The 21,490-nt window shown below is 53.9% G+C and carries 17 protein-coding genes; 12 read left to right on the forward strand and 5 right to left on the reverse strand.

The annotated features are described in order from the left end of the window. The first annotated feature begins 87 nt into the window (after window positions 1–87). The 5 genes from dmsA to ACF8PE_RS07860 all read left to right on the forward strand — a co-directional run bounded on the left by dmsA (window position 88) and on the right by ACF8PE_RS07860 (window position 6,078). Window positions 88–2,532, forward strand: a complete 2,445-nt coding sequence (gene dmsA / locus ACF8PE_RS07840; RefSeq protein ID WP_059308377.1) for a dimethylsulfoxide reductase subunit A — start codon at window positions 88–90, stop codon at window positions 2,530–2,532. Window positions 2,533–2,542: 10 nt separating this feature from the next. After that, on the forward strand, window positions 2,543–3,160 hold the full coding sequence (locus ACF8PE_RS07845) for a DMSO/selenate family reductase complex B subunit (RefSeq protein WP_059307999.1): 618 nt from the start codon (window positions 2,543–2,545) through the stop codon (window positions 3,158–3,160). Window position 3,161: 1 nt separating this feature from the next. Continuing rightward, the gene (locus ACF8PE_RS07850) at window positions 3,162–4,025 is read left to right on the forward strand and encodes a dimethyl sulfoxide reductase anchor subunit family protein (protein ID WP_059308376.1); all 864 of its coding nucleotides are present in this window, start codon (window positions 3,162–3,164) and stop codon (window positions 4,023–4,025) included. 274 nt (window positions 4,026–4,299) lie between these two features. After that, window positions 4,300–5,448, forward strand: coding sequence for an MFS transporter (locus ACF8PE_RS07855; protein WP_032617345.1), 1,149 nt, complete (start codon window positions 4,300–4,302; stop codon window positions 5,446–5,448). 123 nt (window positions 5,449–5,571) lie between these two features. Then, the gene (locus ACF8PE_RS07860; RefSeq protein ID WP_059308375.1) at window positions 5,572–6,078 is read left to right on the forward strand and encodes an anti-virulence regulator CigR family protein; all 507 of its coding nucleotides are present in this window, start codon (window positions 5,572–5,574) and stop codon (window positions 6,076–6,078) included. A 34-nt stretch (window positions 6,079–6,112) separates the two neighbouring features. Here ACF8PE_RS07860 and pflA read toward each other — a convergent pair whose 3' ends face one another. The 4 genes from pflA to ycaO form a co-directional block, all read right to left on the reverse strand. Continuing rightward, a complete protein-coding gene (gene pflA, locus ACF8PE_RS07865) occupies window positions 6,113–6,853 on the reverse strand; it encodes a pyruvate formate lyase 1-activating protein (protein ID WP_032617349.1) in 741 nt (246 codons plus the stop codon). A 203-nt stretch (window positions 6,854–7,056) separates the two neighbouring features. After that, entirely contained in the window at window positions 7,057–9,339 is a 2,283-nt protein-coding gene (gene pflB / locus ACF8PE_RS07870) for a formate C-acetyltransferase (protein ID WP_032617350.1), read from the reverse strand. Window positions 9,340–9,390: 51 nt separating this feature from the next. After that, window positions 9,391–10,248, reverse strand: coding sequence for a formate transporter FocA (gene focA / locus ACF8PE_RS07875; protein WP_032617351.1), 858 nt, complete (start codon window positions 10,246–10,248; stop codon window positions 9,391–9,393). Between the two features lie 407 nt (window positions 10,249–10,655). Continuing rightward, window positions 10,656–12,416: a 30S ribosomal protein S12 methylthiotransferase accessory factor YcaO gene (ycaO, locus tag ACF8PE_RS07880; protein WP_392494749.1), complete on the reverse strand. Its 1,761-nt coding sequence runs from the start codon at window positions 12,414–12,416 to the stop codon at window positions 10,656–10,658. 138 nt (window positions 12,417–12,554) lie between these two features. Between ycaO and ACF8PE_RS07885 the strand changes: the two genes are divergently transcribed. The 6 genes from ACF8PE_RS07885 (at window position 12,555) to ihfB (ending at window position 18,915) form a co-directional block, all read left to right on the forward strand. After that, complete coding sequence (locus ACF8PE_RS07885; protein ID WP_059308373.1) at window positions 12,555–13,247, forward strand: DUF421 domain-containing protein; 693 nt, start codon at window positions 12,555–12,557, stop codon at window positions 13,245–13,247. A 162-nt stretch (window positions 13,248–13,409) separates the two neighbouring features. After that, window positions 13,410–14,498 (forward strand): 3-phosphoserine/phosphohydroxythreonine transaminase, encoded by a 1,089-nt coding sequence (serC, locus tag ACF8PE_RS07890; RefSeq protein ID WP_059308372.1) that lies wholly within the window; start codon window positions 13,410–13,412, stop codon window positions 14,496–14,498. A gap of 68 nt (window positions 14,499–14,566) precedes the next feature. Next, complete coding sequence (gene aroA, locus ACF8PE_RS07895; RefSeq protein WP_077227505.1) at window positions 14,567–15,850, forward strand: 3-phosphoshikimate 1-carboxyvinyltransferase; 1,284 nt, start codon at window positions 14,567–14,569, stop codon at window positions 15,848–15,850. 188 nt (window positions 15,851–16,038) lie between these two features. Beyond that, the gene (cmk, locus tag ACF8PE_RS07900; RefSeq protein WP_032617356.1) at window positions 16,039–16,722 is read left to right on the forward strand and encodes a (d)CMP kinase; all 684 of its coding nucleotides are present in this window, start codon (window positions 16,039–16,041) and stop codon (window positions 16,720–16,722) included. 111 nt (window positions 16,723–16,833) lie between these two features. After that, entirely contained in the window at window positions 16,834–18,507 is a 1,674-nt protein-coding gene (rpsA, locus tag ACF8PE_RS07905; RefSeq protein ID WP_032617357.1) for a 30S ribosomal protein S1, read from the forward strand. A 120-nt stretch (window positions 18,508–18,627) separates the two neighbouring features. Then, complete coding sequence (ihfB, locus tag ACF8PE_RS07910) at window positions 18,628–18,915, forward strand: integration host factor subunit beta (protein WP_032617358.1); 288 nt, start codon at window positions 18,628–18,630, stop codon at window positions 18,913–18,915. On the opposite strand, the gene ACF8PE_RS07915 is transcribed toward ihfB, so the two are convergent. Next, entirely contained in the window at window positions 18,903–19,160 is a 258-nt protein-coding gene (locus ACF8PE_RS07915; RefSeq protein WP_392494750.1) for a hypothetical protein, read from the reverse strand. The two genes, ihfB and ACF8PE_RS07915, sit on opposite strands and share 13 nt — an antisense overlap. 53 nt (window positions 19,161–19,213) lie before the next feature. Between ACF8PE_RS07915 and ACF8PE_RS07920 the strand changes: the two genes are divergently transcribed. Next, a complete protein-coding gene (locus ACF8PE_RS07920) occupies window positions 19,214–21,478 on the forward strand; it encodes a ComEC family protein (protein ID WP_117385684.1) in 2,265 nt (754 codons plus the stop codon). Window positions 21,479–21,490: the final 12 nt, after the last annotated feature.

Below are 21,490 nucleotides of genomic sequence, written 5' to 3' on the forward strand. Positions count from 1 at the left end.
CTGCTAACGCAATCACTCCTTATATAAATAACTATATAGCGGTTGCTGTTGCACATGGAATTTTGTGAGCAATCAAAGTGAGAGTCTATGAAAATAAAAACGCCTGATGCCTTACTGGCTGCTGAGGTGAGCCGTCGCGGGCTGATGAAAACCACCGCGATTGGCGGCCTGGCCGTTGCCAGTAGCGCATTTACTTTGCCTTTTTCACGCCTGGCCTCGGCGGCTGAATCCGTAACAGCCAAAAAGCCGGATGAAAAGGTAGTCTGGAGCGCATGTACGGTGAACTGCGGCAGTCGCTGCCCGTTGCGAATGCATGTGGTCGACGGTGAGATCAAATACGTCGAGACTGACAATACCGGGGATGATAACTACGACGGGTTACACCAGGTGCGCGCCTGCCTGCGAGGCCGTTCCATGCGCCGCCGTGTTTATAACCCGGATCGCCTGAAATACCCAATGAAGCGGGTAGGTAAGCGTGGGGAGGGTAAATTCGAGCGCATCAGTTGGGACGAAGCCTTCGACACCATTGCCAGTAATATGCAGCGTCTGATAAAGGATTACGGCAACGAGTCCATCTATCTTAACTACGGCACCGGTACCCTCGGCGGAACCCTGACCCGCTCCTGGCCGCCGGGCAAAACCCTCATCGCCCGTCTGATGAACTGCTGTGGCGGCTATCTTAATCACTATGGCGACTACTCTACCGCGCAGATCGCGGCAGGGCTAAACTACACCTACGGCGGCTGGGCGGATGGCAATAGCCCGTCCGATATCGAAAATAGCCAGTTGGTGGTGCTGTTCGGCAACAACCCGGGCGAAACGCGTATGAGCGGCGGCGGCGTGACTTATTACGTTGAGCAGGCGCGCGAAAAATCGAATGCCAAAATGATCATCATCGATCCGCGCTACACCGATACCGGGGCGGGCCGCGAAGATGAATGGATCCCGATTCGTCCGGGAACCGATGCGGCGCTAATCTCCGCCCTGGCGTGGGTGATGATCAATGAAAACCTCGTCGACCAGCCTTTCCTCGATAAATATTGTGTCGGCTACGACGAAAAAACGTTACCAGAAGGCGCACCAGCCAACGGGCATTACAAGGCCTACATTCTGGGGCAGGGCAGCGACGGCATTGCCAAGACGCCTGAATGGGCATCTGCCATTACCGGCATTCCGCAGGCGCGCATTGTGAAACTGGCGCGTGAAATTGCGGGCGCTAAGCCGGCGTTTATTTCGCAGGGCTGGGGGCCTCAGCGCCACGCCAACGGTGAGCTGGTGTCCCGCGCTATCTCCATGCTGGCGATTCTGACCGGCAATGTGGGCATCCACGGCGGTAACTCAGGCGCGCGCGAAGGCTCCTACTCCCTGCCTTTCGAACGCATGCCAACCCTGGAGAATCCGGTCAAGACCAGCATTTCCATGTTTATGTGGACCGACGCCATTGAGCGCGGTCCGGCAATGACCGCCACCCGCGACGGCGTGCGCGGCAAAGACAAGCTGGACGTGCCGATCAAGATGATCTGGAACTACGCCGGTAACTGTCTGATCAACCAGCATTCACAAATCAACCGCACCCACGAAATCCTGCAGGACGACAAAAAGTGCGAGCTGATAGTGGTGGTGGATTGCCATATGACCTCTTCGGCGAAGTACGCCGATATTCTGCTGCCGGATTGCACTGCTTCAGAACAGATGGACTTCGCGCTGGATGCCTCCTGCGGCAATATGTCGTACGTGATTTTTGCCGACCAGGCAATCAAGCCGCGCTTTGAATGCAAAACCATCTATGAGATGACGACGCAGATCGCGAAGCGAATGGGCGTTGAGGAAAAGTTCACCGAAGGCCGCACCCAGGAAGGCTGGATGCGTCATCTTTACGAGCAGTCACGCAAGGCTATCCCTGATCTCCTGCCGTTTGACGAGTTCCGCAAGGCGGGCATGTTCAAACAGCGCGATCCGGAAGGGCATCACGTGGCCTATAAAGCGTTCCGTGAAGATCCAGTAGCTAACCCGTTGACCACGCCGTCCGGCAAAATTGAAATTTACTCGGCGCAGCTGGCGGAGATTGCAGCGACGTGGGAGCTGGAAAAAGGGGACGTCATCGATCCGCTTCCGGTCTACAGCCCGGGCTTTGAGAACTACGATGATCCGCAAAGCAAAGACTATCCGCTTCAGCTGACAGGTTTCCACTATAAGGCGCGTACTCACTCGACCTACGGCAACGTGGACGTGCTGAAGGCTGCCTGCCGCCAGGAGATGTGGATCAACCCGGTTGATGCACACAAACGTGGCATCGCCAACGGGGACCGTATCCGTATTTTCAACAGCCGCGGTGAAGTGCATATCGAAGCCAAAGTCACGCCGCGCATTCTGCCGGGCGTGGTGGCGTTAGGCGAGGGGGCCTGGTACAACCCGGATGCGAACCGTGTCGATCAGGCGGGCTGCATTAACGTGCTGACCACCCAACGCCCGTCGCCGCTGGCGAAAGGCAACCCGTCCCACAGTAACCTGGTTCAGGTTGAAAAGGCGTAAGGAGTAGCCGATGACCACTCAGTATGGATTTTTTATTGATTCCAGCCGCTGCACCGGGTGCAAAACCTGCGAGCTGGCGTGCAAGGATTACAAGGATCTCACCCCGGATGTCAGCTTCCGTCGCATCTACGAGTACGCGGGCGGCGACTGGCAGGAGGACAACGGCGTCTGGCACCAGAACGTCTTCGCCTACTATCTGTCCATCTCCTGCAACCACTGCGAGGACCCGGCCTGCACCAAAGTCTGCCCCAGCGGGGCGATGCACAAGCGCGAAGACGGCTTTGTGGTGGTGGATGAGGATGTCTGCATCGGCTGCCGCTACTGCCACATGGCCTGCCCGTACGGTGCCCCGCAGTACAACGCCGCCAAAGGCCATATGACCAAGTGCGACGGCTGCCATGAGCGGGTGGCGGAGGGCCAGAAGCCGATTTGTGTCGAGTCCTGCCCGCTGCGGGCGCTGGACTTCGGCCCGATTGAAGAGCTGCGCAAGAAACACGGCAAACTGGCCGCTGTCGCGCCGCTGCCGTCGGCGCACTTCACGAAGCCGTCTATCGTCATTAAACCCAATGCCAACAGCCGACCCACGGGTGATACCACCGGCTATCTGGCTAATCCGCAGGAGGTGTGAGATGGGAAACGGATGGCATGAATGGCCGTTGATGATTTTTACGGTCTTTGGACAGTGTGTGGCGGGCGGGTTTATCGTGCTCGCCGTGGCGTTGTTAAACGGCAATCTGAACAGGGAGCAACAGCACCGGCTGGTAATGAGCATGTTTGGTCTGTGGGTGCTGATGGGGATCGGGTTTATCGCCTCCACGCTGCACCTCGGGTCGCCAATGCGCGCATTCAATTCCCTGAATCGTGTGGGCGCCTCTTCGCTCAGCAACGAAATCGCCAGCGGGGCGCTCTTCTTTGCTGTCGGTGGGCTGGGCTGGCTGCTGGCGGCGTTGAAAAAACTGCCGACAGGATTACGCAATCTTTGGCTGATCGTGACCATGGTGCTGGGTGTCGTGTTTGTCTGGATGATGGTGCGGGTCTATAACACCATCGACACGGTCCCCACCTGGTACAGCGTCTGGACGCCAATGAGCTTCTTCCTGACCCTGTTTATCGGGGGCCCGCTGCTCGGCTTCCTGCTCCTGCGCGTAGCAAGCGTCGATGGCTGGGCCATGCGTTTACTGCCTGCCGTGTCGCTGTTGGCGCTGGCGGTCAGTACGATCGTTGCGCTGCTCCAGGGCGCGGAACTGGCGACGATCCACAGCTCCATTCAGCAGGCCTCAACTCTGGTGCCCGATTATGGTTCGCTGATGGCCTGGCGGGTGGCGCTGCTGGCAGTGGCGCTGGTGTGCTGGATTGTGCCTCAGCTGAAAGGCTATCAGCCTGCGCTCCCGTTATTGTCGCTGGCATTTTTGCTGGTGTTGGCAGGAGAATTGATTGGCCGCGGGGTATTTTACGGTCTGCATATGACCGTTGGCATGGCTATCGCCAGTTAACGCTGATTATTGTTATATAAAGCCGGGACTTAGTGCCCGGCTTTTCTTTTTTCAATCATGAAATTTTTCAACTGTCGCCTGGCTTTCATTTTTAATCTAAATAAACAAAAACAAATACATAATTAATATCGATAGCTGACTTTGCATTAGCAGGATGAGTTTTTTCAATCGACAAGGTACATATTGTGCGTGCGCCCCTTTCGGGTGGATTGACTTTGTTTTTGCCAGTGGCATGATGCGCACGAAATCTGAACTTCCTCACGGTTTTTAATCCATGTCGACCTATACCCGGCCAGTGCTCCTGTTGCTCTGTGGCCTCCTTTTGCTGACCCTGGCGATCGCGGTGTTAAATACGCTCGTCCCGCTGTGGCTCGCCCATGAACACTTACCGACCTGGCAGGTGGGTATGGTCAGCTCGTCCTTTTTTACCGGTAATCTGCTGGGCACCCTGATGACAGGAAGCCTGATTAAACGTTTTGGTTTTAACCGCAGCTATTATCTGGCATCGCTTATTTTTGCCGCTGGCTGTGCCGGGTTAGGGCTGATGGTCGGATTCTGGAGCTGGATGGCCTGGCGCTTTATTGCGGGCGTTGGCTGCGCCATGATCTGGGTGGTAGTGGAGAGTGCCCTGATGTGCAGTGGCACCTCCCGCAACCGTGGGCGTCTGCTGGCAGCCTATATGATGGTCTATTACATCGGAACCGTGTTGGGTCAACTGATGGTCAGCAAACTGCCAACTGACCTGATGAGCGTCCTGCCATGGGTGACCGGCATGGTGCTGGCCGCCATTTTGCCGCTGCTCTTTACGCGTATTGTGAACCAGAGCAGCGAGCATCAGGAGGCAACTCACATCTGGCCGATGCTGAGATTGCGTCAGGCGCGTCTGGGAGTAAATGGCTGCATTATCTCCGGGATTGTACTGGGTTCGCTGTATGGACTCATGCCGCTCTATCTGAACCACCAGGGAGTCAGTGATTCCGGGATCGGTTTCTGGATGGCGGTGATGGTCAGCGCCGGGATTGTCGGGCAGTGGCCGATTGGTCGCCTTGCCGACCGCTTTGGCCGTCTGTTGGTGCTGCGCGTTCAGGTCTTTGTGGTGATCATGGGTTGTCTCGCCATGCTCAGTAATGCCGCGATGGCGCCGGCACTGTTCATCCTCGGTGCTGCGGGCTTTACCCTCTATCCGGTGGCAATGGCCTGGGCCTGTGAGAAAGTGGAGCATCATCAGCTGGTGGCCATGAACCAGGCGCTGTTGCTGAGCTATACCATCGGCAGTTTGCTGGGACCCACCTTCACCGCCATGCTGATGCAGAACTATTCTGACAATCTGCTGTTTATCATGATCGCCAGCGTGTCATTTATTTATCTGTTAATGCTGCTGCGTAAAGTGGGCGAACATCCAACGCCGGTGGCGCATGCCTGAGTAAATAAAAGCCTGTCGCCGACAGGCTTTTTTGCTTCTGTCACATATAAGAGTTTTACGCATTGTTTGTTTATTGTGCCAGACGATAATTCAGAAGCGTTCTATCACTAAAAGGCAGCGATCATGTCTACTCGTCGTTTTACCACTACAGCGCTGGCAGTAGTATTGTCTTTAACCTTCGCAACTGCACCCGCTATGGCTAATCCAGGAAACGGAAATGGTCACGGCAACGGACAAGGTAATAGCGGCAATCATGGTAACGGCAATTCCGGTAAGGGGAATGCCGGTAATCAGGGCCATAAACAAAATAACGGTCACCAGAATTCAGGCAAATCGAATAAAAGCGTAAAAGACGATGTCGATGCCCGCGTCAGTTACGATCACGCCCGGCATCTGGCGTTGAATTACGGCTTAACGGGTTATGATTCACTGCCCCCGGGGATTGCTAAAAACCTCGCGCGCGGTAAACCGTTGCCTCCGGGCATCGCGAAAAAGGCCGTTCCGGCATCAATGCTAGGTCAATTACCTTCTTATCCTGGGTATGAATGGCGGGTGGTCGGAAAGGATCTGGTCTTAATTGCGCTGAGTACGGCGATAGTGACCACCATTATTAATGGTGTCTTTGACTAATAAATAAAACGCCCGGTGAAAGCCGGGCGTTTTGTTAATACATGACCTTGTGACCGTACTGCTCCAGAATGCCTTTTACGCGTTCCATGGTCTCTTTTTTCGGCGGCTTAACGCCATCCAGTTTGTACTCTTCGCCCATCGCCACCCATTTATGTTTGCCCAGCTCGTGATACGGCAGCAATTCAATTTTCTCAACGTTGCCCATATCGCGTGTGAACTCACCCAGGCGGTGTGCAGAGTCATCGTCATCTGACCATCCCGGCACCACAACGTAACGGATCCAGGTTTTGATGCCTTTAGCGGAGATGTATTTCGCAAACTCGAGGGTGCGGTGGTTAGAGACGCCGACCAGATTTTGATGGATCTCATCATTCATCTGCTTGAGGTCCAGCATCACCAGATCGGTCACTTCCAGCAGCTCATCAATCACAGGATCGTAGCGACGGACAAAGCCGTTGGTATCCAGACAGGTATGAATGCTCTCTTTATGGCAGGCGCGGAACCAGTCACGAACGAATTCGGCCTGCAGGATCGCCTCTCCGCCGGAAGCCGTCACACCGCCACCAGAGGCGTTCATAAAGTGGCGGTAGGTCACTACCTCTTTCATTAATTCTTCGACAGTAACTTCTTTGCCACCGTGAGTATCCCAGGTGTCGCGGTTATGGCAGTACAGACAGCGCATCAGGCAGCCCTGGAAGAAAGTGATAAAGCGGATGCCCGGGCCATCGACGGTGCCACAGGACTCAAAGGAGTGAATGCGACCAATAGTTGACATTGCGGTGATATCTCCAGATTCGGCCCGTCCGGGGCCTGTGTATATGCACAACTCAATCGGCTGTGTCGAGTCTGTTTTGGCTGTTATCCATTCATTATAGATAGCGGGCAAAAGAGACTAAGGTAGGGGAGGTGTTAAAAAGGCCCCACTTGTGTGGAGCCTTTATTGTACGCGTTTTACGGCGCCATTTCAGTCAAATCCACTTACATGGACTGAGTGAAAGTACGGGTAATCACGTCTTTCTGCTGTTCTTTAGTCAGCGAGTTGAAACGCACAGCGTAACCAGAAACACGGATGGTCAGCTGAGGATATTTCTCAGGGTGTTCCATCGCATCGAGCAGCATTTCACGGTTCATGACGTTCACGTTCAGGTGTTGACCACCTTCGATGGACGCTTCGTGATGGAAGTAACCATCCATCAGACCCGCGAGGTTGGTTTTACGCACTTCGTCGTCTTTACCCAGCGCATTTGGCACGATAGAGAAGGTGTAAGAGATACCATCTTTCGCGTAAGCAAACGGCAGTTTAGCAACGGAGGTCAGAGAGGCAACAGCACCTTTCTGGTCACGACCGTGCATTGGGTTAGCACCTGGTCCGAATGGCGCGCCAGCACGACGACCGTCTGGGGTGTTACCGGTTTTCTTACCATAAACCACGTTAGAGGTGATGGTCAGAACAGACTGAGTCGGGATAGCGTTACGGTAGGTGGTCAGTTTCTGAATTTTCTTCATGAAACGTTCAACCAGGTCAACCGCCATGTCATCAACGCGAGCGTCGTTGTTACCAAACTGCGGGTATTCGCCTTCGATTTCGAAGTCTACAGCCAGGCCGTCTTCGTCACGAATTGGTTTAACTTTCGCATATTTGATAGCAGACAGGGAGTCAGCCGCAACGGACAGACCTGCGATACCACATGCCATGGTGCGAACAACGTCACGGTCGTGCAGCGCCATCAGAGAGGCTTCGTAGCTGTACTTGTCGTGCATGTAGTGGATGATGTTCAGCGCGGTGACGTACTGTTTAGCCAGCCAGTCCATGAAGTGATCCATACGATCCATCACTTCGTCGAAGTTCAGGACGTCGCCTTTGATCGGCTCAGACTTAGGACCAACCTGCATTTTCAGTTTTTCATCAACGCCGCCGTTGATTGCATACAGCATGGTTTTCGCGAGGTTAGCACGCGCACCGAAGAACTGCATTTGCTTACCAACAACCATTGGGCTTACGCAGCATGCAATCGCGTAGTCATCGTTGTTGAAGTCTGGACGCATCAGGTCATCGTTCTCGTACTGCAGAGAAGAGGTGTCGATGGATACTTTAGCGGCATATTTTTTGAAGTTCAGTGGCAGTTTTTCAGACCACAGAACGGTAATGTTCGGCTCCGGTGATGGCCCCATGGTGTACAGGGTGTTCAGGAAGCGGAAGCTGTTTTTAGTCACCAGAGTACGGCCATCTACGCCCATACCGCCGATAGATTCAGTTGCCCAGATTGGGTCACCGGAGAACAGCTCATCATACTCAGGGGTACGCAGGAAGCGAACCATACGCAGTTTCATGACCAGGTGGTCAATCATTTCCTGTGCGTCTTGTTCGGTGATTTTGCCTGCTTTCAGGTCACGTTCAATGTAGGCATCCAGGAAGGTGGATACACGACCGAAGGACATTGCTGCGCCGTTCTGAGATTTAACCGCTGCCAGGTAACCGAAGTAAGTCCACTGGATAGCTTCCTGAGCGTTGGTCGCAGGACCGGAGATATCGCAACCGTATTTCGCTGCCATCTCTTTGATCTGACCCAGCGCACGGTGCTGTTCGGAGATCTCTTCACGCAGTCGGATAGTCGCTTCCAGGTTAACGCCATTTTCCAGATCGGACTGCAGGGACAGGAACTGTGCGTATTTGTCTTTCAGCAGGAAGTCGATACCGTACAGCGCAACGCGACGGTAGTCACCGATGATACGACCACGGCCATATGCATCTGGCAGACCGGTCAGGACGCCTGATTTACGGCAGTTCAGGATGTCTTTGGTGTAAACGTCAAACACACCCTGGTTGTGGGTTTTGCGGTATTCAGTGAAGATTTTCTTCAGCATTGGGTCCAGCTCGCGATCGTACGCTTTGCAGGAACCTTCTACCATTTTGATACCACCGAACGGGATAATCGCGCGTTTCAGTGGTGCTTCAGTTTGCAGACCAACAATCTTCTCGAGGGATTTGTTGATATAACCCGCGTCGTGAGAAGTAATGGTGGACGCGATGGAGGTGTCGAAATCAACAGGCGCGTGAGTGCGGTTTTCCTGCTTAACGCCTTCCATAACGCTGTCCCACAGGGCAGTGGTTGCGTCGGTAGCACCGGCCAGGAAGGATTCGTCACCTTCATATGGGGTGTAGTTTTTCTGGATGAAGTCACGAACGTTGACTTCATTCTGCCAATCACCTTTGGCAAAACCTTCCCATGCTGCGGCTAACTTTTCATTAAGTTCGGACATGTAACACCTACCTTCTTAAGTGGATTTTTTATTTACTGCCTGAGAAAACCATTAATGATGGTTATCGCCACGCAGGTAAATGACCCAGTATGTCAACCCAACCAGCAGACCACCGCCAATAATGTTCCCGATTGTGACTGGGATCAGGTTATCAGTAATGAAGTTCATAACGGTCAGGTGAGAGAAACTTTCCGGGCTGGAACCGACTGCGGTCCAGAACTCCGGGCTGGCAAAATCACGGATTACAATACCCAGAGGGATCATAAACATGTTTGCAATACTGTGTTCAAAGCCGCTGGCAACGAACATGGCGACAGGCAGAACCATGATCATGGCTTTGTCCATCAGGCTGCGCCCTGAGTAGCTCATCCAGACGGCCAGGCAGACCATCAGGTTGGCGAGGATGCCAAGCGCAACGGCTTCAATAAATGTGTGGTGTACTTTGTGGTCGGCGGTTTGCAGGACGTTAAGCCCCCATGCGCCGTTGGCGGTCATATATTCACCTGACAACCACATCAACAGGACAAACAGCAGGCAGCCAACCAGGTTTCCAACGTAAACGTTGAGCCAGTTTTTAGCCAGCTGACCCCAGGTTATCTTACCGCTGGCTTTCGCGACGACGATAAGGACCGTTGAGGTAAAGAGGTCAGCGCCGCAAATTACGCAAAGGATCAGACCCAGTGAGAAACAGATGCCGCCGATAAGCTTAGCGATACCGAAAGGCATCCCGGCAGTACCGGTGGTGGCGGTGATATAGAAAACAAAGGCAATGGAGATGAACACCCCGGCAGTGATGGCCAGGAAGAACGTCGTCATCGGTTGTTTCGTTGCTTTATAGACACCCGCTTCTTCGGCAACTTTTGCCATTGCGGCTGGGAGTAAAAGATCAAAAGGGTTGTCAGCTTTCACACTAACTCTCTCTTTATTAAGTCGGCGACGAGATACTAACAAAGCATTATAGAAGAGAAATTGATGTAGATCATATCTCGCCTGGCTTATAGGCCCGCAAAGTGCGTGGTTTTCCAGCGAATGCGGTGTAAGTGTTTGATTATCCGTATAAAAATATATTTTAAAAGTTATAAAATGATTTGATTTTTTTCTTAATACCTTCTCCCGGGCAGTTAATTATAATGGAGTATTTAATATAAAAAGTAACAATAACCGGTAGGTCGCCAATATCATAGCTACCATTATTTAACCTTATTATTACAATTAAAATTTCTTGCCGCAGAAATAAAAAAAACGGGGCAATAAAATTGCCCCGTAATATAACGTAGGTGATTGTATACGCCTACTGTTTGTAATGCTATGTAACGTTATTTAGCCCAGTAAGCGCTTTTGGCCTTCTGCAATTTCTCATAGGCCTTCAGCAACGACTGGTGAGCAGGGAAGGCTTTCAGATCACTATCCACTGCCTGCAGGCCGTAGAATGGCGCTTCGCCGCTCAGGGCTGCACTAGCATTCTCTACCGCGTCGGCACCGTACATGCGGGTAAAGGCGTTCAGGTACTGCAGCGGCTCACGATCTTCTTCCTGCGCCAGCAACAGCAGCGTCTGCAGACAACGATAGTAGTTCGCGCGTTCTGCGCTGAAGACCGAGGCGTTGAACTCAATGGTCCACTCGGTCCAGATCAGCGCCTGCTCAAGATCGCCGCCTGCCAGCGCCAGCATCGCCTTCAGCTCACCGATACGCAGGGTGTACCAGCCGTTATCTTTGCCTGTTGCCAGGCCCAGCAGCTCGCGCACGCGGGTAAAGTCGTCGTGGCCTTCGTCGTCCAGTTGGGTAATAAGGTTCAGATAGTCCTCTTTCTCCCACGCGCTCTCCGGCAGGGCCAGCAGGGTTTCGCGCAGGTGCGCGCCCATGCTGTTGTTCGCCAGCCACAGGTCTTCAACCGGATAGATATCGGACATGCCCGGAACCAGAATACGGCAGGCGTACACGCCAAGGTGCTCGTAATCCGCGATGTACACTTCCTGGTTTTCGGCAGTGAAGATCGCCATCAGGGTAGCGAACTCTTCTTCCGTGGTGCCAGCGAAGCTCCAGTCAACAAATGGATAATCCGCGTCCTGCTTGAACATATCCCAGGAGATCGAGCCGCTGGAGTCGATGAAGTGGGTTTCCAGGTTGGCGTGCTCAGCCACTTCCTCATCATCGAAGGTCGGCGGGGTAAACACGTCCAGATCTTTCAGGCTACGGCCCTGCAGCAGCTCGGTGACGGTACGCTCCAGCGCCACGCCGAAGTCCGGGTGTGCACCGAAGGAGGCGAAGCAGGTGCCGTTCGCCGGGTTGAACAGCACGACGCAGATCACCGGGTACTTACCGCCCAGAGAGCCGTCATAGGCAAAGATTGGGAAACCTTCGGCTTCCAGTTTGGCAATGGACTCCACCACGCCCGGATAGCGGGCCAGCACGTCAGCCGGGATCTCCGGCAGGCTGATGGATTCTGCGATAATGCGGTTTTTAATATGACGCTCAAACACCTCGGACAAGCCCTGAACGCGCGCTTCGTTGCGAGTGTTACCGGCGGACATGCCGTTTGAGACATACAGGTTGCCGACGATGTTCATCGGGATATAGACGGTTTGTTCATCAGACTGACGGGTAAACGGCAGGGCGCAGATACCGCGATCTTCGTTACCTGACTGCAGATCGATCAGCATGCTGGCGGTCAGCTGATTTTCCAGATCGTAAAACGCGCGCAGGCGATCGTCGAGGATCCCTTCTGGCAGTTCGTCGTCTTCGGTCAGCGGGAACCATTTTTCATTTGGGTAGTGAACAAACGGGCCATTCGCCACGGTATTGCCCAGCCAGAAATCGGCAAAGAAATAGTTGGTGGACAGACGCTCAAAATACTCACCCAGTGCAGAGGCCAGTGCTGCTTTTTTAGTGGCACCTTTGCCGTTGGTAAAGCACAACGCGCACTCTTTATCGCGAATATGCACAGACCAGACATGAGGGACCGGGTTGAGCCAGGAGGCTTCTTCGATATTAAAGCCCAGGTCGGTCAGTTTTTGCTGGAAGCGAGCGATGGAATCTTCCAGGGCGGCGTCTTTGCCGGGGATAAACGTTTGAGTCATGGCGATCACTTATATCGTACGGAAAGCGCGCAATGATACGGGTTTTGCATGGCAGGCGCTATCTTCCCGGCGGTTTCGGCGAAAATAAAAGGCTGGGCTATGCTTACATGGAGTAACTTACTGTAAAGGAATATAAAAATGAAAGCATTCGATCTTCAACGAATGGCCTTTGATAAAGTCCCCGTTGAGTTTTTAGGCGAGGTTGCGCTGCGAAGTCTTTATACCTTTGTACTGGTTTTCCTGTTCCTCAAAATTACCGGGCGGCGCGGCGTGCGTCAGATGTCGCTCTTCGAAGTGTTAATCATTCTGACACTGGGATCGGCAGCAGGTGACGTGGCGTTTTATGACGATGTGCCGATGATTCCCGTCTTCATTGTTTTTGTCACCCTGGCGTTGCTCTACCGGCTGGTAATGTGGCTGATGTCGAAAAGTGAAAAGCTGGAAGATCTGCTGGAGGGAAAACCGGTCGCCATTGTCGAAGATGGCAAGCTGGCCTGGGAAAAAGTACAGCGTGCCAACATGACCGAGTTTGAATTCTTTATGGAACTGCGGGCCAGCAGCGTCGAGCAGCTAGGGCAGGTTAAACTTGCCATTATGGAGACCAATGGGCAGATAAGCGTTTACTTTTACGATGATGACCAGGTTAAGCCCGGTCTGTGCATCTTGCCGGATGAATTTGTGGAACGTTTTATGACGATACCGGAAGTCGGAGACTATGCCTGCCGGCGTTGTGGTCATGTTCAGACTCTACAGGCCGGGGCGCATCAATTATGCCCACGCTGCACGAATCCAGAATGGACGAAGGTTAGCCGGGCCAAACGCATCACCTGACAGCGATTTTGTCGGTTTTGTGACAGCCCGCTGGCAGAATCTATTGTGTGACGGCGGGCACATTTCCAGGGTCATAAGTTTTAGACATTGCGGCGCGTGTCACTGAATGATAAAACCGATATCCACAGTTATAACTTATGGCTTTTAGCGTGGTGAGGGGAAATGGCTCAGGTCTTTAATTTTAGTTCAGGTCCGGCAATGTTACCGGCGGAAGTGCTCAAACAGGCTCAACAGGAGCTGTGTGACTGGAACGGTCTGGGCACGTCAGTGATGGAAGTCAGCCACCGTGGTAAAGCGTTTATTGAGGTGGCAGAAGAGGCAGAAGCAGATTTTCGTTTCCTGCTGAATATCCCCTCAAATTACAAAGTATTATTCTGCCACGGCGGCGGACGCGGTCAGTTTGCGGGCATTCCACTGAACCTGCTGGGTGACAAAACCACTGCGGATTATGTCGACGCTGGCTACTGGGCGGCAAGCGCAGTAAAAGAAGCGCATAAATACTGCTCCCCGAACGTCATCGATGCCAAAGTTACTGTCGATGGTTTACGTGCGGTGAAGCCGATGAGCGAATGGCAGCTCTCCCAGGATGCAGCCTACCTGCACTACTGCCCGAATGAGACCATCGACGGCATCGCCATCCACGAAGAGCCAAACTTTGGCGAAAACGTGGTCGTCACAGCGGACTTCTCCTCCACCATTCTCTCTTCGCCGCTGGATATCAGCCGCTACGGCGTAATCTATGCCGGCGCACAGAAAAACATCGGCCCGGCAGGCCTGACGCTGGTGATCGTGCGTGAAGATTTACTGGGTAAAGCCCACAAGTCTTGCCCGTCGATTCTGGATTACACCGTGCTGAACGATAACGACTCGATGTTCAACACCCCGCCGACTTTTGCCTGGTACCTCTCTGGCCTGGTCTTTAAATGGCTGAGAAACAACGGCGGCGTGGCGCAGATGGATAAGATCAACCAGCAGAAATCTGAACTGCTGTATAGCGTGATCGACGGCAGCGACTTCTACCGTAATGACGTCGCCAAAGCTAACCGTTCCCGCATGAATATCCCGTTCCAGCTGGCCGACAGCAATCTCGATAAACTGTTCCTGGAAGAGTCCTTCGCCGCAGGCCTGCACGCGCTGAAAGGCCACCGTGTCGTCGGCGGGATGCGTGCTTCTATTTATAACGCCATGCCGCTCGAAGGCGTTAAGGCCCTGACCGACTTCATGACTGACTTCGAACGTCGCCACGGTTAATTGTGACCCTGTTTACCCCGCGGCCAGGCTGCGGGGTTTTTATTATGTTGAATTGAGAGTTAAGTTTCATGGAATCCCTGACGTTACAACCTATCGCGCGGGTAGATGGCACCATTAATCTGCCTGGTTCAAAAAGTGTCTCGAACCGCGCCTTGCTGCTGGCAGCGCTGGCAAACGGCACCACTGTTCTCACTAACCTGCTGGACAGCGATGACGTTCGCCATATGCTCAATGCGCTGAAAGCGTTGGGAGTCCACTATACCCTGTCTGCCGATCGCACTCGCTGCGAAGTCACCGGCAATGCCGGGGCACTGCAATCCGCTGACGCGCTGGAATTGTTCCTCGGAAATGCCGGTACGGCAATGCGCCCGCTGGCGGCGGCGCTGTGTCTGGGTAGCAACGACATCGTGCTGACGGGTGAACCGCGCATGAAAGAGCGTCCGATTGGCCATCTGGTGGACGCGCTGCGTCAGGGCGGCGCGCAGATTGATTATCTGGAGCAGGAAAACTATCCGCCGCTGCGCCTGCGTGGTGGCTTTACCGGTGGCGACGTGGCGGTAGACGGCAGCGTCTCGAGCCAGTTCCTCACCGCGCTGCTGATGACGGCACCGCTGGCACCGCAGAACACCACCATCACCATCAAAGGTGAGTTGGTTTCCAAACCTTATATCGATATCACGCTGCATCTGATGAAGACCTTCGGTGTGGACGTTGAAAACCACAGCTACCAGCGTTTCGTGGTGCGCGGCGGGCAGCAGTACCAGACGCCGGGTCATTACCTGGTGGAAGGCGATGCCTCATCGGCCTCTTACTTCCTCGCCGCAGGCGCCATTAAGGGCGGTACCGTCAAAGTGACCGGTATTGGCCGCAACAGCGTGCAGGGCGATATTCGCTTTGCCGATGTGCTGGAGAAGATGGGCGCAATGGTCACCTGGGGCGATGACTTCATCTCCTGTACCCGTGGTGAACTGAACGCTATCGATATGGACATGAATCATATCCCCGATGCGGCGATGACCATTGCCACTGCGGCACTGTTTGCCAAAGGCACGACCACGATGCGCAACATTTACAACTGGCGCGTGAAAGAGACCGATCGCCTGTTCGCGATGGCCACTGAGCTGCGTAAAGTAGGAGCCGAGGTGGAAGAGGGCGAGGACTACATTCGCGTAACGCCACCGGCACAGCTGCAGGCTGCGGAAATTGGCACCTATAACGACCACCGCATGGCGATGTGTTTCTCGCTGGTGGCGCTGTCGGATACGCCAGTCACCATTCTTGATCCGAAATGCACCGCGAAAACCTTCCCGGACTATTTCGAGCAGTTGGCGCGTATCAGTACACTTGCCTGATGATCCCCAGCCGCACCGCCCGGTGCGGCATCTTATTTGCTTACGCTTCCTGACATCATCATCGTCCAATTCTTCTACACTCAGCTTCAAACATTTCGTAATTTACATGCAAAGGTAACAGTTGTGCGCATTGACGCGTATAATGCGCGGCGTTTACACAACGGTATGCCTACTTTAAGGAGAAAAAGATGACGGCAATTGCCCCGGTTATCACCATTGACGGGCCGAGTGGAGCAGGTAAAGGAACTCTGTGCAAAGCGATGGCGGAAGCATTGCAATGGCATCTTTTAGATTCAGGCGCAATCTATCGTGTGCTGGCGCTGGCTGCTTTGCATCACCATGTTGATGTGGCCTCTGAAGAGGCGCTGGTGCCGCTGGCCGCCCATCTGGACGTGCGTTTTGTCTCCACCAACGGCAATCTGGAAGTGATTCTGGAAGGGGAAGACGTGAGCGGTGAGATCCGCACCCAGGACGTGGCGAACGCCGCTTCTCAGGTCGCCGCGTTCCCGCGCGTTCGCGAGGCACTTTTACGTCGCCAGCGCGCCTTCCGGGATGCGCCGGGTTTGATCGCTGACGGACGCGACATGGGGACCGTGGTTTTCCCTGATGCGCCGGTGAAAATTTTCCTTGACGCTTCCTCGGAAGAGCGTGCGCAGCGCCGTATGCTACAGTTGCAGGAAAAGGGCTTTAGTGTTAACTTTGAACGTCTTTTGTCCGAGATAAAAGAACGCGACGACCGCGACCGTAATCGCGCCGTTGCGCCGCTTGTTCCCGCAGATGATGCATTAGTTCTGGATTCTACCAGTTTAACTATTGAGCAAGTGATTGAAAAAGCGCTACAATATGCGCGCCAAAAACTGGCAATCGCGTAATCGCGACCGATTTAGCAGTACCCCCGCTGCAATGGATTGACGGCGGGTATGTGAAACAACCCCATCCGGCACGGAGCCAGGTGGACGTTAATATTAACCTGAAGATTAAACATGACTGAATCTTTTGCTCAACTGTTTGAAGAATCCTTAAAAGAAATCGAAACCCGTCCGGGTTCCATCGTTCGTGGTGTTGTTGTTGCTATCGACAAAGATATCGTACTGGTTGACGCCGGTCTGAAATCTGAGTCTGCCATTCCGGCAGAGCAGTTCAAAAACGCCCAGGGCGAGCTGGAAATCCAGGTTGGTGACGAAGTTGACGTTGCGCTGGACGCAGTAGAAGACGGCTTCGGTGAAACCCTGCTTTCTCGTGAGAAAGCTAAACGTCACGAAGCATGGATCACCCTGGAAAAAGCTTACGAAGAAGCTGAAACTGTGGTCGGTGTTATCAACGGCAAAGTTAAAGGTGGCTTCACTGTTGAGCTGAATGGTATTCGCGCGTTCCTGCCAGGTTCACTGGTAGACGTTCGTCCAGTTCGTGACACCCTGCACCTGGAAGGCAAAGAGCTTGAGTTCAAAGTAATCAAGCTGGACCAGAAGCGTAACAACGTTGTTGTTTCCCGTCGTGCCGTTATCGAATCCGAAAACAGCGCAGAACGCGATCAGCTGCTGGAAAACCTGCAGGAAGGCATGGAAGTCAAAGGTATCGTTAAGAACCTCACTGACTACGGCGCATTCGTTGACCTGGGCGGCGTTGATGGCCTGCTGCACATCACCGACATGGCGTGGAAACGCGTTAAGCACCCAAGCGAAATCGTGAACGTGGGCGACGAAATCACTGTTAAAGTGCTGAAGTTCGACCGCGAGCGTACTCGTGTATCCCTCGGCCTGAAACAGCTGGGCGAAGATCCATGGGTTGCTATCGCTAAACGTTACCCAGAAGGTACTAAACTGACTGGTCGCGTTACCAACCTGACTGACTACGGCTGCTTCGTTGAAATCGAAGAAGGCGTTGAAGGCCTGGTTCACGTTTCCGAAATGGACTGGACCAACAAAAACATCCACCCATCCAAAGTTGTTAACGTTGGCGATGTAGTGGAAGTGATGGTTCTGGATATCGACGAAGAACGTCGTCGTATCTCCCTGGGCCTGAAGCAGTGCAAAAACAACCCATGGCAGCAGTTCGCGGAAACCCACAACAAGGGCGACCGTGTTGAAGGTAAAATCAAGTCTATTACTGACTTCGGTATCTTCATCGGCCTGGACGGCGGCATCGACGGCCTGGTTCACCTGTCTGACATCTCCTGGAACGTTGCAGGCGAAGAAGCAGTACGTGAATACAAAAAAGGCGACGAAATCGCAGCAGTTGTTCTGCAGGTTGACGCAGAGCGTGAGCGTATCTCTCTGGGCGTTAAACAGCTCGCAGAAGATCCGTTCAACAACTGGGTTGCACTGAACAAGAAAGGCGCAATCGTAAACGGTAAAGTGACTGCAGTTGACGCGAAAGGCGCAACCGTAGAACTGGCTGACGGCGTTGAAGGTTACCTGCGCGCTTCTGAAGCTTCACGTGACCGCGTTGAAGATGCAACTCTGGTTCTGAGCGTAGGCGACGACGTTGAAGCTAAATTCACCGGCGTTGACCGCAAAAACCGTGCAATCAGCCTGTCTGTTCGTGCTAAAGACGAAGCTGATGAGAAAGATGCAATCGCAACTGTTAACAAACAGGAAGATGCAAACTTCTCTAACAACGCAATGGCTGAAGCTTTCAAAGCAGCTAAAGGCGAATAAGTTACTCGTAGAGTAACTTGACAGATTGCAGGATTCGTCCTGTAATCAATAACAAAGGGCGGCTACGGCCGCCCTTGTTTAAGCTGTTTAGCTAATGGGTTTGAAGGAACCGGAGGAATCATGACCAAGTCAGAATTGATTGAAAGACTTGCCAGCCAGCAATCGCACATACCTGCTAAAGCAGTGGAAGATGCCGTAAAAGAGATGCTGGAGCATATGGCGACCACTCTTGCACAGGGCGAGCGCATTGAAATCCGCGGTTTCGGTAGTTTTTCTCTGCACTATCGTGCTCCACGCACCGGGCGTAACCCGAAGACTGGCGACAAAGTAGAGCTGGAAGGTAAATACGTTCCGCACTTTAAGCCGGGTAAAGAATTGCGCGATCGCGCCAACATTTACGGCGACTGAGTTTGGCCTGTGGGCGAAACTGAGTAACCACAAGAAAGCACCTGCGGGTGCTTTTTTTGTTTTTGTTTTTGTTTTTCCTGAACCTGAACCTGAACCTGAACCTGAACCTGAACCTGAACCTGAACCTGAACCTGAACCTGAACCTGAACCTGAACCTGAACCTGAATCGGCATCGCAAGTTTTGCTGCCGGTTGCTGCAAAGCGAACATTTCCCACCAGCCTGCGCTGCAATCTGATTTTTTCACACCTGACTTGCTAAACAGCCCGCTGCACACTGCCCGGATACAGGGAGGTGTAAATGCGTTTGTCTGCGTTAGCGACATGTTTGATTCTCGCCATCTTACCGCTGCTCTGGTTGCCCACGCTGCCAGCGCTGCCGCTTATCCAGGCCATGATTGTTGCCGGGTTCTTGCTCGCTTTAATTCGCCATACCATGGCGCGATACATCGGCCTTTGGCTGCTCTTTTTTGCCTGGGGCGGGCTCGCCGCGTTAAGCGCAGTCTGGCCGATCCAGCACCTGACCCACGGACCGCAGAAGGCAGAGCTGGAGATTATGGCGATCGGGAGCGATAAGATGTATCAGGCCCGTATCGTCAGGCTTAATGGCAGGGCAATGCTGCCTGCGGTGGGGGTTACGCTGTATGGCAATACGCTACCGCAGCCAGGTTGTGCCGGGCAGCGCTGGAAGATGACCCTGACGTTACGGCCTGTTCACGGTCAACTCAACGAGGGAGGATTCGATGCCCAGCGCTATGCTCTGGCGCAGCATCAGTCCCTGACCGGGCGTTTCACCAACCCGGAAGTCACAGATGACCGCTGCAGCTTACGCGCCCGGTATCTTGCCACGCTGACGGCCAGGCTTTCGTCTTATACTTGGGGGCCGGTTCTGCTGGGGCTGGGGATGGGGGAACGTCTGGCATTGACGCCAGACATTAAAGATTTGATGCGGCAAACGGGTACGGCGCATCTCATGGCGATTTCGGGATTGCATATTGCCCTTGCAGCATCGGTTATCTGGCTGCTGGTACGAGGCATGCAGTTTTTTGTTCCGGCTCGCTGGGTGAACTGGCAAGCCCCGCTGGTGGCGGGATTCTGCTTTGCTGCCTTTTATGCCTGGCTTACCGGCATGCAGCCCCCCGCGCTGCGTACCGTCGTTTCACTAGGCACCTGTCTGGCGCTGCAGCTGAGCGGCCGTCTCTGGTCGCCCTGGCAAGTATGGCGAGTCTGCATCGCCGCCATTTTGCTGGTCGACCCGCTGGCAGTGCTATCGCATAGCCTTTTACTTTCGGCCTTTGCGGTGGCAGCGCTGATTTTCTGGTATCAGTGGGTGCCTGCCCCCCGTTTATCCGGGCCGTGGATAATCAGAGCGGGAGGCAATCTGCTGCACCTGCAGCTCGGCATGCTGTTGCTGTTGCTACCTGTACAGGTGATGGTCTTTCACGGATTCAGCCTGTCATCACTGGTGGCGAACCTGGTGGCGGTGCCGCTGGTGACCTTTGTCTCGGTGCCGCTCATTCTGCTGGGGATGTGTCTGCATCTCGGGCTATGGCCGCTCGCGGAACATCTGGTCTGGCGGCTGGCAGATGGTTCACTCTCCCTGTTGTTTGGCTTCCTGACCTCGCTGCCTGACGGTTGGATCGGGGTCGATAAACGCTGGTTGTGGCTAACTCTGTTGCCCTGGGCGGCGATTATCGCCTGGCGGATGCGCGGCGCACGAACCTACCCGGTGGTCTGTGTGTCGGCACTGGTGCTGGCGGCCAGTCCGTTATGGCGAACAAACAAAACGGAAGGTTGGTCGGTGCATATGCTGGATGTCGGACAGGGACTGGCAATGGTTATCGAGCGTCAGGGGAAAGCGATTTTGTATGATACCGGGCCTGCGTGGCCAGGCGGGGACAGTGCTCAACAGGTTATTATCCCCTGGCTGCGCTGGCATCACTTACGCCCGGAAGGAGTGATAGTCAGCCATGAACACCTTGACCATATCGGCGGGCTGGCCTCGTTACGCCAGGCGTGGCCGAATATGTGGATACGCAGCCCACTGCGCCAGAAGGGACATGATGCCTGTTTTCGCGGCGAACGCTGGCAGTGGCAGGGGCTGACCTTCAGCGCGCATTGGCCTCTCGCCACCGCACCGCAGCGCGGCAACAACGGTTCCTGCGTGGTCAAAATTGAGGACGGCACTCATAGCCTGTTGTTAACCGGGGATATTGAGGCGCAGGGAGAAAAAGCGATGCTCAGTCGTCACTGGCAATATCTTGCGTCTACACTTATCCAGGTGCCGCACCATGGCAGTAATACCTCTTCATCACTCCCTCTGGTGCAGCGTGTGGGTGGGCGTATCGCCCTGGTGTCTGCATCCCGCTATAACGCGTGGCGACTGCCTTCGTACAAGGTGGCGCGCCGCTACAGAAAGGAGGGGTATCTCTGGTTAACTACGCCCCGATCTGGACAAATCACGGTTTCATTTTCGCAACATGGCTGGCAAATCCAACGCTTACGGGATCAAATTTTGCCCCGTTGGTATCATCAGTGGTTTGGCGCGCCCGGAGATAACGGGTAGAATATGCGGCTA

Source organism: Leclercia sp. GLN_9, assembly GCF_043105735.1.
Lineage (GTDB): Bacteria > Pseudomonadota > Gammaproteobacteria > Enterobacterales > Enterobacteriaceae > Enterobacter > Enterobacter adecarboxylatus.